10 protein-coding genes and 1 pseudogene are annotated in these 11,987 nt (G+C 48.0%); 9 read left to right on the forward strand and 2 right to left on the reverse strand.

Annotation, left to right across the window (positions count from 1 at the left end; all coding sequences use genetic code 11):
• Nucleotides 1–169: 169 nt before the first annotated feature.
• The 3 genes and pseudogenes from RQP50_RS23935 to RQP50_RS23945 all read left to right on the forward strand — a co-directional run bounded on the left by RQP50_RS23935 (nucleotide 170) and on the right by RQP50_RS23945 (nucleotide 2,131).
• On the forward strand, nucleotides 170–874 hold the full coding sequence (locus tag RQP50_RS23935; RefSeq protein ID WP_072730050.1) for a hypothetical protein: 705 nt from the start codon (nucleotides 170–172) through the stop codon (nucleotides 872–874).
• Nucleotides 875–1,074: 200 nt separating this feature from the next.
• Nucleotides 1,075–1,161: pseudogene (locus tag RQP50_RS23940) on the forward strand (ABC transporter ATP-binding protein); the annotation flags it as partial.
• 25 nt (nucleotides 1,162–1,186) lie between these two features.
• Nucleotides 1,187–2,131: a VanZ family protein gene (locus RQP50_RS23945; RefSeq protein ID WP_315746970.1), complete on the forward strand. Its 945-nt coding sequence runs from the start codon at nucleotides 1,187–1,189 to the stop codon at nucleotides 2,129–2,131.
• 214 nt (nucleotides 2,132–2,345) lie between these two features.
• Here RQP50_RS23945 and RQP50_RS23950 read toward each other — a convergent pair whose 3' ends face one another.
• Nucleotides 2,346–3,098 carry a class I SAM-dependent methyltransferase gene (locus RQP50_RS23950; RefSeq protein WP_315746971.1) on the reverse strand — a complete coding sequence of 251 codons (753 nt, stop codon included), beginning with the start codon at nucleotides 3,096–3,098 and terminating at the stop codon, nucleotides 2,346–2,348.
• A 437-nt stretch (nucleotides 3,099–3,535) separates the two neighbouring features.
• Between RQP50_RS23950 and RQP50_RS23955 the strand changes: the two genes are divergently transcribed.
• Nucleotides 3,536–4,483: a serine/threonine protein kinase gene (locus RQP50_RS23955; RefSeq protein WP_072730053.1), complete on the forward strand. Its 948-nt coding sequence runs from the start codon at nucleotides 3,536–3,538 to the stop codon at nucleotides 4,481–4,483.
• 257 nt (nucleotides 4,484–4,740) lie between these two features.
• On the opposite strand, the gene RQP50_RS23960 is transcribed toward RQP50_RS23955, so the two are convergent.
• Nucleotides 4,741–6,798 (reverse strand): VWA domain-containing protein, encoded by a 2,058-nt coding sequence (locus RQP50_RS23960; protein WP_315746972.1) that lies wholly within the window; start codon nucleotides 6,796–6,798, stop codon nucleotides 4,741–4,743.
• Nucleotides 6,799–7,266: 468 nt separating this feature from the next.
• On the opposite strand from RQP50_RS23960, the gene RQP50_RS23965 reads away from it, so the two are divergent.
• The 5 genes from RQP50_RS23965 (at nucleotide 7,267) to RQP50_RS23985 (ending at nucleotide 11,977) form a co-directional block, all read left to right on the forward strand.
• The gene (locus RQP50_RS23965) at nucleotides 7,267–9,435 is read left to right on the forward strand and encodes a transcriptional regulator (RefSeq protein ID WP_315746973.1); all 2,169 of its coding nucleotides are present in this window, start codon (nucleotides 7,267–7,269) and stop codon (nucleotides 9,433–9,435) included.
• Nucleotides 9,436–9,566: 131 nt separating this feature from the next.
• The gene (locus RQP50_RS23970; protein WP_315746974.1) at nucleotides 9,567–9,992 is read left to right on the forward strand and encodes a membrane-associated protease 1; all 426 of its coding nucleotides are present in this window, start codon (nucleotides 9,567–9,569) and stop codon (nucleotides 9,990–9,992) included.
• A gap of 148 nt (nucleotides 9,993–10,140) precedes the next feature.
• On the forward strand, nucleotides 10,141–10,602 hold the full coding sequence (locus RQP50_RS23975; RefSeq protein WP_072730056.1) for a J domain-containing protein: 462 nt from the start codon (nucleotides 10,141–10,143) through the stop codon (nucleotides 10,600–10,602).
• Nucleotides 10,603–10,812: 210 nt separating this feature from the next.
• Nucleotides 10,813–11,391, forward strand: coding sequence for an FHA domain-containing protein (locus RQP50_RS23980; protein ID WP_174809899.1), 579 nt, complete (start codon nucleotides 10,813–10,815; stop codon nucleotides 11,389–11,391).
• A 64-nt stretch (nucleotides 11,392–11,455) separates the two neighbouring features.
• Nucleotides 11,456–11,977 carry an FHA domain-containing protein gene (locus tag RQP50_RS23985; protein ID WP_315746975.1) on the forward strand — a complete coding sequence of 174 codons (522 nt, stop codon included), beginning with the start codon at nucleotides 11,456–11,458 and terminating at the stop codon, nucleotides 11,975–11,977.
• Nucleotides 11,978–11,987: the final 10 nt, after the last annotated feature.

Below are 11,987 nucleotides of genomic sequence, written 5' to 3' on the forward strand. Positions count from 1 at the left end.
TCTGCAATTCTTTTTCCACAATTAGGTTGGCCTCTCCATTGGATGTTATTTATAATGAGTGTTATGCCCGTAAATGGCGGGCCATATGAATCGGAATGCCGTCTTTAGCGGATATGAGCTATACGGAATGTGATGGTTTGGTGTGATAGGTGATAGGAGGTTTAGCGGAATGAGGGGAAAGATCGGTTCTTTTTTGAAATTTTGCGGCGGTTTTCTCATATTTGCGCTTGTACTTAGTATCCTTGGGATGCTTATGGATCGATCTATGTTTCGGAAGGATTATCTAATGATATGTCTGCTTGTATTTCTTCTTCCGGGATTGGTGCTCCGAAAAATTGGGGGCAGTATGAAGAAAAAAGCAGATGAACGCGAGCAATTGCGACAGCTAGGACTTAATCCGCCTAGCATGGCCTTCCAATCATTCCTGCGATTTGCAGGAGGATTTCTTATGTTCTTATATGGGATCGTATGGTTTGGTATGATCGTGAACTGGTCGACGCAAGGAGATAAGTTCATGTTGGCTGCTCTTTTTGCGCTGCTCTTTTTCACACCGGGGGTATTGCTCTGGTGGGCAGCATCAGGATTGGAGAAAAGGTCACAGGAGCGCTTTAGAAGAGAGCATCTAGCTTATTTCGAACAGGAGCCTGTGCCAATGCCTTCGTATGCGCCAACAATTGAGGAGATCGTTAAGGAAGCTCCAGCACAGCCGATTCGTCGTGCAGAAATGGAAGCAGCAGCTAGCTCGACCGTACCACAGACTGCACCACAGCTGCCCAAAATGATTGCATGTTCTAGCTGTGGCGCACAAACGAGCGTATCTCCTAGCTCCACCTCAACTTGTGAGTATTGCGGTTCAACGGTGTCTTATCGGTAAGCTTATCATGACGTAAGATAGCAGCCAGGGGATAAATTCCTTTGGCTGCTTTTATTTATAGGCGATTATTATTTGCATGTATAGTGAATAGTGTTTTATTAGCGCTCTGCAAGTGACTAAATTGTCACCTTCACTGTCACTTGAAAGTCATGTTAGGCAGATAAAATGATATCCATCAGCATAGCTATGGGGGTTTGACAATGGATATTTTAAAAATCGAGCATCTGTCTGAAATATACGGTAAAGACGAGTCGGTGGTTAAGGAGCTTGACGATGTTTCTTTTTCGGCAATCGCCTATAAGGGAGTAAACCATGACTAAACAGCAGCGTAAGATTATATTGGGCATAACCATATGCTATACATTTTTGATTCTTTATTTTATATTTCTAGCTTTCGGTAGAGTAGGTGCCATAGATCAAGAGGCCGGTTTCACCTTTATTCTTATACCGGACAGTTTTTTTAGGCTGCCAAGTTTATCAGATCTTCTACATCCTACTTTGATGGACTTTGTGGCATTTGGAAACATCGCAGCTTTCATTCCTTTTGGCATTTTGATTCCGTTGTTATATCGAACGGGCTTTATTCGATTCATTGCATTGTTCATCCTATCCATTCTCGTGATTGAAACGATTCAGGCACTAACGTTGCTCGGCAGCTTCGATATTAACGACGTAATTGTAAACTCATTAGGCGCAGCAATCGGATTCTGGGCGTACAAACTTGGCTTTCGTACAAATAATATCCGGAAAAGTATAGCTGCCACGGGCATTTTCATTGTTGTCCTTATGACTGTGGTTTGGGGGAGCTTCGGGATTGTTGACAAGGCGTTTACCCAAGAAATGGGTCCCTTTGTGGCGTTGAACGAACTGATAGACAGCACCGGAAATACATCAACGGGCACAAAACCATACCGTTTCAAAATTGGCGGTCAAACCGTAGAACCCAAATATAATGTGTATAGTATCGAAGGCAAAAATAGGGGGACATATACGTATTCGTTAGGCAATAAAGAGCTTTATCTTTCCTTGTTTTATGGAGTTCCCGATCAGAAGGAGTTGCAGGGGAGAGTAAGTGTGTCCGTTGATGGACATGAGTTCCTGTCTGCGTCTGCAGAACGCCATGAGCCGGAAATATTCACAGTTTATCTCGAAAAGGCAAATGAGCTGACGATAACCATTGAAGGAAATGAAACATTGTGGGATGTTGCTTTTAGAGAGATGAAATATTATTGGAGCTGGGAAAAGCGCGAGCAATAAGGCGAAATCCGAATGCTGTACAAGATAAGGTGAATCATGACTAGATTGTACATCGATAGAAGCTCGCCGATCTAAATAAGCAGCCAGGGGGACGAATCCCTTGGCTGCTTTAATTTATATGACGAATTGTATATAAAGTGTGACAGTTACCATTAAATAATCCTACATGCGCAAGGATGGTCTATAAGAGTCATCGCTCAAATCGTATGATGGATTAATGCTTTCTTGCAACAATGGCGAACCGTTGTTCATTCGTACGAATGCCCTTATCTGTGCTATTGTCGGCGACGAATTGCTTGAAGATGCGCATATCGTCCTCGAATTGCCCAAAGTTCGGTATCGTTGGCGTATGTGTAAGGATGAACATCAGATCTTCTTCGGTCTGATAATACTGTGTCAGATTGATTTCATAGGATTGGATATTCATGAATCCTGCTTCGCCAAGCTCTTTCTGATATCGACGCAGCAGGGTGCCGGATTCAACGCCGTTGCTTTGTCCTCTGCCGAATGCCTGCTTCAGGTTGAGCTTGTTGCCTTCACTGATTTGTTGGGTTAGGAACACGCCATCGTCCGTCAATACCCTAGCAACTTCTGTGGCATTGAATTCGGAATGTCGACATGTGATGATGTTGAAGTGTCGATCTGGGAACATAAGCTGCTCTGCATTCATCTGCATAAAGCGTACATTGGGCTTCTGCGCCGCTGCCAGATTCGCTTGTGCCGTACAGACCATGCTTGCAGAAGCATCGATTCCAACGAGCAGAAGCACTTGACCTGCGATCGGCAGCACAGATTCACCGCCACCTGTACCGATGTCGAGCAGGATGTCCGACTTGGCGCACAGCTTGCCAGCCTCATGGAATAGCTCCCAATTCGTCCCCTCTGTAGTTGATTTCACTTGACTGAAATCCCAACCGTTCAGCTTGCCTACTTGATCATAAAATTGTTTGTAATCGAAAGAGTTCATATTGATTCCGCCTTCCAATAGTATGTGAAATTAATGGGCATACGAGTTGTCAGATCGGCAGGAACTGTACAACTGCATATCCTTCTGAATGGATTCCATTTCGTTGCGCGGCTCTCTGTTCCGTTAGGCTCAAAAGGGCAGACTATCCCCTTGATAGCTGGTACGCGTTTTGACCCAGCCCGGAACCTACATACCTCGAACGTTGCGGAATGACATCCATTTCACCTCATTGGAAAGAATGACCGAATTATATCATGGGAAAAGATTGAAGGTCAAAGCATTATCTCTCTTGATCGTTATCTCATAGAATTCAATAAACCATATAAATCTTATATAGCAAATATTGGGTATCGTGTTACAATAATAGATACTACGTGTCTGCTGGCGGACGATGCAACTTCCACGTCCCAGTCAGGCCAGAGCTTCTGGAGGAAACCGTGAAACCGGATTATGCTGGCATTTGTTTGAATCGAAATGTTGTGCTTCATCATTCCTATAAAGTGAAGAAAGTAATCGCTTGCAGCGAGCTGGCCAATGTATATGCGGGACGGAAGCTGGCGGACGGAGCGGCGGTCATCGTGAAGGAGTTCTACCCGAGGCAGGTAGCTCTTCGCGATCTGGACAAGCGAACCGTGCTGTGCCGTGTACCCTCTGTTCAACGGCAGTATGATGAGCTGCGGGAGGCCTTCCTGATGGAAACGCAGATGCTGCAGCAATTGAGCCACTCGAACATCGTTCGCCTTGTGGATTATTTTGAGGAGAACGGGACGCATTATATGATAATGGAGTATTGCAAGGGCATCTCGCTTGAGCGGTTTGTTGAAGAAGGCAGGCTTGTTTCCGTGGCCGATTTCCTGCGCGATACGATACTGCCGCTTGCATCTGCGCTTGAATATGTCCATGCGCAAGGCATCATTCATCGCGATATCAAGCCAGCGAACATTATCATTGGAGAGGACGGTCAGCCGAAGCTGCTCGATTTCGGTTCTGCTATATACTATGAGAAGACGGGTCATCGGATTTTTACGAGCACGGGATATTCGCCGCTTGAATTCTATTCCGAAAAATCGCAGCAGGGAATCACGTCCGACGTATACAGCTTTGCAGCTACGATGTATTTTTGCCTAAGCGGCCGCACGCCGAATGATGTGACTAGGCGCTTGTTCCAGGATAATCTGGAATCGGTCAGAAGCCTAAACCGCAGCGTCAGCCCGCTGATGGAGCGCACTATTCGCAAGGGACTAGCGGTTCGCCCAGATAAGAGGCATGCTTCTATGAAGCAGATGAAGGCCGCGCTGCATGCGGAACGAATTCTGCTGGCAATGGTTGAGCGCTTGCTCGGCAAGCACAAGGCGCGGCAGCAGGATGATCGCAAGCAGGCTTAGAAGTAGGATGTAGGTGCAACTACGTTTGCAACAGGTCATGTTGTACGATTTACATCAATATAGTGTGCTAGGTGGCATTTATAGATGTGTTGCATAGAGCGCAACATGGCATAACGATGCCTTATTAATAAATAATGAGAGGCTGTCCGAGTGTGGGACAGCCTCTTTATTTACTTATTGAAATCTAGGTTCTAATGAACTGAATCGGCCCCTGATTTGTATCTACTTCCATTGTCCCTACCGGTTGCCCATTTCATTTAGCGTGACATTGCAGACGGATCCGCATACGATACAGCGCCCTGTTTAACAGCTTTGAAGCGCAGCTCGATCTCCGTTATCCCATCCTCGAACGTAATGTACAACTTATCATTGTATTCAAGCGTTGCCGTATCGTTCGGCTTAATGGGTGTACGTCCCTTGGCCACCGTACAGTTGGTACGGTGCTTGATTCGAAGCGTTCCGTTCTTGCCGGCCTCGAACAGGATATGGGCGGCTTCCGGCAACGGCTCATTCACATCCAGGCGGGCAAACAGCTGCTGAAGGCTTACTTTTCGTGTTTTGCCGAAGGAAGTAAGTGGCCAGTATTTAACGGGAACCTCGTTGCCGCTTGCCGTATTTAAGAAGTACCCTTCCAGTCTCCCAGTGAACGTCGGCTTTGGACGCAGCAGCACGTATAGTGCGAATAAGGCAATCAATGCAGCCAACGCACAGCCTCCGATAATCCAATAACGTTCCCACACCGAAGAAATCTGCACGTTCAGCTTTCCAGTAACCGTTCCCCCCTCAGGGTCGGTTGCCGTTACGGTTATTTCCGAAGAGCCGGAATGCAGCGGGGACAGGTAGAGCGTCGCACCGTCGACACGTGCCTCCATTCGATTTTTATGATCGCTGGAGACAATCTTGTACGTCAATTCATCTCCGTTCGGATCGGTGAAATAATCCTTGAAATTCAGCTTCGTCTCTCCATCTTCCTTCACGATGCCAATTTGATTCTGTCCGGACAATACGGGCGCTTTATTGACGATTTCGAGCATACTGCCAGCAGTTTCTCTGAAGAAGTGGGGCCCATTCATGATGATTTTCCAGTCGTATTTTCCTGATATGCGGAAACGATGCTCCGCCGAGAAGCCTGTCCCATTGTTCGTCATCTGCACGCGTTCTTTCTGCTTCGTCTGACGATTGGTGATAACAAGCTCTGCCTGTACGTCCGTGTATATATCCTTATCTTCCAATGGCTGCTTGTTCGACAGGGAATACAAGCGAGCCGCGAAGGCTGTCGGCAGTCCTTTCGTCGCTTCCTTGGAAGTCAATTCTCCGCCTGCCCGCATGTTATAGCTGCCAAGCAGGTTCACCTTTATAACATCCCCTGTCATTCCCCTGAACTTCAATAGCAGCTCGCCTTTGCGCGGCTCGGGAATCTTCATCAACGTATATTTGCCGGATTTATAGAATCGCGCATTCTTGGTGCTGTTATAGAGCTGAGACTCCAGCAAAGGGCTCTGAGACAGCAGAATGAGATTCGCCTCTGACATGCTGGAGTTCGGAAGTGGAACCTTTACTTCCTGCAAGTCTCCAGTCGCAGTTAACGCGGCGATCGGAACGAGAACCGATTGGATTTGATCGGCGAAAATGCGGTTGAATATATCAGGCAGCTCTTCTGCGCTAGTCGTGACATAAGAAGTGCCGCCGGTCTTTGCGGCAATGGTCTTCAGCTGCTTCTCATTCACCGAGCCGTCATGATTCAGGCCAATGGTGTAAATACGGTATCCCTGCTTGTTCGCCTGCTGAATGACGCGCTCTACGTCTTGGTTCGAGTCGGCGATTGTTCGGCCCGTGTAAGCATTGCCGAAGTCGGTGCCCCCGTCGGACAGCAGAATAATGAATGGCTTATGGCCGTGGCCAGTACCTTTACCAGCAATCTCGGCTCCCTTCTTCAAGCCGAGGCCCAGATCCGTATACCCATAGCGGCGCAAGCTGCTGATCTGACGCTTCAGCTTCTCCTTCTGTCCAGGCTCAGCGAGCGAAGTTAGCGGCTCCGAGGCCACGATTCTGTCGTTATAGGCCACGAACCCAATACGCGTGCGTTCCGAATCGCTCATGTCCATGAACATATTGACGACTTCCGACGCAATGCCTTCCTTGTCGGTCTCGTTCATGGAATAACTGACGTCCATGACGAATACGGCATCGATTCCTTGTGCTGAATCGGCCTGAGCTAGGGAAGTGCGAATAGGTATTAGGGATGATGACGTTAGAAATAACAAGCAGGTCGTAAGCAGGAAAATCATAGATTTGAAAATATTTCGTCTACACATAAAAGCTATATACCCACCTTTTAACAAAAAATATAAATATTTTTTGTTTCGATATAAAGTATTTGTTAGATTCTACCGAAATATTTGGGAAAAGGAGGAATGGTGTCTGGGATACTGGGCAGTTGGTACTGTCATCCTATCTCAAATCATCGGAAATAAGTACCAAAAAGTGAAGGGCTAACGACAAATTTTTTTCTTGATTTGGGTAAATCAAGGGGATTTATAGCGAATTTGAGCGACAAATAAATAATATTGACAAATTTGGGATGTTCTCTCTAAGATTTAAATAGAACTAATCACCCAAATTATAGAAACTGTATTTGCGAAGGAATGACTTCTCTTGCATATCTAGTGCGAGAAGACTATAGCAACGAAATAGAGAGGAGGAAGCATAAAGTCGTGCATGCCAGTCCTAGCTTATGCGTTCCAGCGTAAGCCAAGTTGGCTGCCGTTTTTTGTGCTGACATTATGGACATTATCAGTCAAACGAACCGAGCCATGCTTTTCGAGGAGATTAACCCGGAAATGCTGGATCTGCTGACCATCGTAGGCGATGTCAAAGGAATTGACAGCCTCAGTGACGACAAGATCAAGGAAGTGAACGAGCACCTGCTTGTTCGGAGCTTTGATGAGTTCCTCGACAAGTTCTCCCCGAGCGTGTATTCGTTCTACAATGCAGCCAATCAGAAAGTGATGTATACGCTGAAGAAGCCGGAGGGAATCGCCGAGGATTGCATCTCAGAAATTAAGATCGACCAGAACAATGATTTTCTGAAAATGCTGTTCACCCTGATCGATACGAAGCGCAGTCAGGGAATTACGAACGTCGATTTCAAGTTCGAGAATCTGCTCGACATGATTTCGCCGAAGAAGGTGATGGACGATATTCGCCAAGTGCGCAAGGAAATCCATTACTTGTATGGCCAGTATGACAAGCTGGATGAAGGGGATCCGAAGAAGCTTGATTTGGGCGATAAGCTGAACGGGATGTTCGAGGACGCCAGCAAAAATTACAACAACGTGATGGCAATGCTGCCGCTCGCGATTGAAGATATCAAGACACGGCTCTTGCTGGGCGGATCGCGGGAGGAGAATCAAGCCGAGGCGATCCAAATCGGCATGCTGACGATCGGCGAGTCGGGCGAATTGAAGATCATTGAAGCGCCGAAGAGCGACAATACCGAGCTGATGCTCTTGGATGACAACAGCGGTACCGAGCTTTCGAACGTGTTCGGCGAAGATTATGAATCCATTACAGAGACGCCGTCTTCATACGTGAAGGATTTGGTAGTGCGTACATTCTGTCCGCTGCCAGCGGTACATAACGAGGTCGATACGGAGACGGAAGTACAAAACTATAATACGTATTTGGAGTTCTACAAGAATGCGAAGGATGACTTTGTAAAAACAGTCAAGCCGCTCGTGGAGAAGATACTGGGCGTACGGATGTTCTTCGATCAGTATGCGACCAAGAACAAGGGAATGCTTCCGTCCATGCTCATCACGAACGCGAAGCTGGATATGACCGTGAAGAGCAGCAATATTCCGCGCTTGGAGACATATCTGAACACGGTGAACTCGAAGAATGAATTCTCCGACACGATCTGGTTCGGGATCGTGCCGTCCGTCGAGCTGGAATCGGCCGGCAAGGTGAAGGTGTCCCGCGAACGCTTCCGCGGCAACGGCAAGACCGTGAAGCAGGAAGGCAACACGATGGAATCGCTGTCGATGCTTCTGCAAGTCGTGAAGGACTATAAGGTGCAGGTATTCTTCAACTTCGAATCTGGAGAAGAGACGACCTTCAACAGTCTGGCAACCACCGGTCTCGACAAGTATATCGACAAGTGCGGCAGCATGGTTCGCAAGGAATACAGCGAGTTCGCCATTCCATGCATCCCGAACTTCACCATTATTCCGAAGGATAAGTCCGGCGTTGTCATCGATAGCCGCATGCTCCACACGGAGGACGGAGTCAAGCTGTCCCAAGATAAGGAAGACATCTTGAAGCTGTGGATCGAGGGCGTGTACGTAGGCGCCGCTTATGTTGCTGCAGGGGTCGTTGCTGCCTATCAGTGTCCGGAATATTTGCGCGAATCGTTCAAGAACGTCAGCCGTGATTATCCGGGCGTACGCTTCGATATTGAAGCAAGCGACCATGCGCTGCGCGCGGTTACGACGATGGCGAAGGAGATTACTGGATTTACGAACAACATCAAAGACGCGATCAACTATAAAAACTTTGGCTTCGTCTTCTCTTCCGAGAATGCGCAGCTTCAGGATAAAGACATCAAGCGAATCACGGTATACAAGGCCAGAAGCATGGCATTGACCGAGAATGGCTTTGATTCCATATACAAAACGCTTGTCAGCACCTATATCGAGCGGATTCTCCGCTTCCAGACGGGTGACTTCAAGCATGAGAACATCGTGAAATTCTTCAGCAATAATCCGAGCAGCCAAAGGAGCAAGTGGCTTGGTACGCGCGGCTTTGTCAACTCGATCATTCAAGACGGGGATGACATGTCCTATGTGATAGACGACAAGAGCAATCTATGCCATATCGATCTTGTGTTCAACGGCAATGTGAAGAATCTCGAAGTCATGATCACGAAGGGCACTACGCCTGTTAAAGCCTAATGATTAGAAGCTTGGCTGGCATATGGAAGCGTATGTTAGAGGCGTGCTTCAAGCGCGCCTTCCAACATAAATCCCGTAAGCATTCCATGCTTGCGGAAACTAAATTATTTTCATTCAAGGAGGCAAAATTCATGGGATTCATACTTAGAGTAGAAGGCGCAGAAACGATCGAGCTCGGCATGGACAACATTCAGAAAGTTGTGTATGACACGGACACACCGAATGATTCCAACGCAAGATCGACGGACGTGGGCGCGACGCTGCGCATTTCCGGCAAAATTATTACGGCGACTGACGGTGACAACGCTGACGACACGAAGAAGCTGGCATTGTGGTCGCTCGTTCCTGCCGAGAAGGCGGACTGCTACCGCAAGGTAACGCTTGAGGTTGTCGCTGCGGATCAAGTGGTGCGCAAAGTGCATTTCCCGAACGCATTCGTGGTTGACTACTCCGAAACTTACGGGGACACGGAAGGCGTAGGTACATTCACGCTGTACATCAAACAAAAGAAAGACAAAACCGAACTGGCTACAATCGACGGCGGTTACCCGGTATAAGCAGGTACGTCCTGTTCTGGTGGCAATGCGGACAACAAATATTAAGAGGCTTCCAGCCTCTTAATATTTTTATCCGGTACACTGGGAAATTCATGAGAAGCATTGCAATATTTTGTTGAAAACCGTTAGAAAGGCAGGGGCGAGGCGAATGACGAACTATTATGAACTTCTGGGCGTACAGCGGCATGCATCGCCTGAAGAATTGAAGAAGGCATATCGGCGGCTCGCCAAGCAGTATCATCCCGACGTAAATGGGGGAAGCAGCGAGGCGGAACAACGGTTCAAGCAGATTCATGAAGCCTACGCGGTGCTTCAGGATGAGGCTGCACGGAAGGCTTATGATGATAAGCTGGATGGCATGGAGCGCGGCTCCGAACGAAATCATGATAATCAGTCTGCTCATTCAAGAGGGCGCAATTCAGCTTCCGGAGAAGCAGCAAGAGGAAGGGCCAACTTCGATCCACAGAACGTGGAAGCCAATTTCGCGCGATTTTTTGGCTTTGATCCGAAAACGAAGAAGCCAATGCAGAACGGCGGCAAGGACGCGGGGAATCCGATAGATACGTCCGAGATGTTCCAACGCTTTTTCGGTATGAACAAGAAAAAATAGAGTGGCTCTGCCGATTGCCCATGCAATTCGGGTACGGCTTCGGCGACTATACGCACGCGGTATGGTATTTTCGGACGAATATGACAAGGCAGAGTGACATTGAGAACAGCTCCGAACAAGCTAGCAAAGCCATCGTTTTGCTTTAGGTACGGTGCTTTTTTTTGATAAAAGGGATGCACATGAGTTGAGCGAGCAACGGAGGAATGAGATGTGAGTAAGCAAAATAGCAGCGATCAAGTTCACCGTCATGCCAATCGGAATAGCGGGTGGATCGCGCTCATTGATATAGGGGTTGCAGCTATTGTGGTTGCTGCTCTGTTATATGTGTACATATGGAACATCGATCCCGTCCTGAAGGCGGCGGTCGGAGTCCTTCTGGCGATCGCGATAATCGCGTATGCGGCGCGGCGTTCCGGTAGTCGTGAAGCAGGCCGGCAGGACGAAGTCGACACCATTGCCAAGCTTGTACTCCTGAATGAAGAGGGAGAGAGTGTAAAGGAATGGTATATCCACGGCGAAACATCCTTGCTTATCGGCAAAACCGGTGCAGAAGGCGAGGTTGACATAGATCTGTCGGATTCGGAATATGCGTCGCTTATTAGCAAACATCATGCGGTGCTCAATTATGCCTCGGGCCATTGGTTCATCGAGGATCTTGATTCCCGCAGCGGGGTGGGCATTCGAAGAGCCGGGGGAAAAAGGGTGAATCAGTTGGAGCCGGAGGAGCCATGCCGGATTCATTCCGGCGATGTCATCAGCATTGCCAACACGCGGTTACTGGCGAAATAACGAACGATATATTGACTTCATGATCATAGGAGAACTATTCAAATTGACGGGGGAATGAAGAAAGATGAGTCTGACAAGATGCGCTAACGGACACATGTTCAGTACGAGGAAGCATGGCAGCATATGCCCTTATTGCAGCATATCGGTGGAACAGCCGCAGAATGTGGACGCGAAGAGGCCGCCGCACGTGGAGGACAATGAGAAGACGATGCCATACCTAGGGGAAACGACCGGCATCGAGCCGGTAACCGGCTGGCTCGTATGCATTGAGGGCCCTCAGCTTGGTCAGGACTATCGGATTATGGCGGAGAAGAATTTTATCGGGCGCGCAGAGGAGATGCATATTCGCATCTTGGGCGACAATGCCATCTCGCGCAGAAATCATGCGGTAATCGTATATGATCCGAAGAAGCGCAATTTCTACCTGTTGCCAGGAGATGCCTCAGGACTTGCTTATCACAACGAAGAAGCCGTTTATTCGCCGGTGGAGCTGGCAGCGTATGACGTCATTCAGCTCGGTCGCAGCAAATTTATCTTCATTCCGCTCTGCGGCATACATTTCGAGTGGAATCACAATATGGGTTAGGGATGATGAC

This window comes from Paenibacillus suaedae (assembly GCF_032337355.1).
Classification (GTDB): domain Bacteria; phylum Bacillota; class Bacilli; order Paenibacillales; family Paenibacillaceae; genus Paenibacillus_B; species Paenibacillus_B suaedae.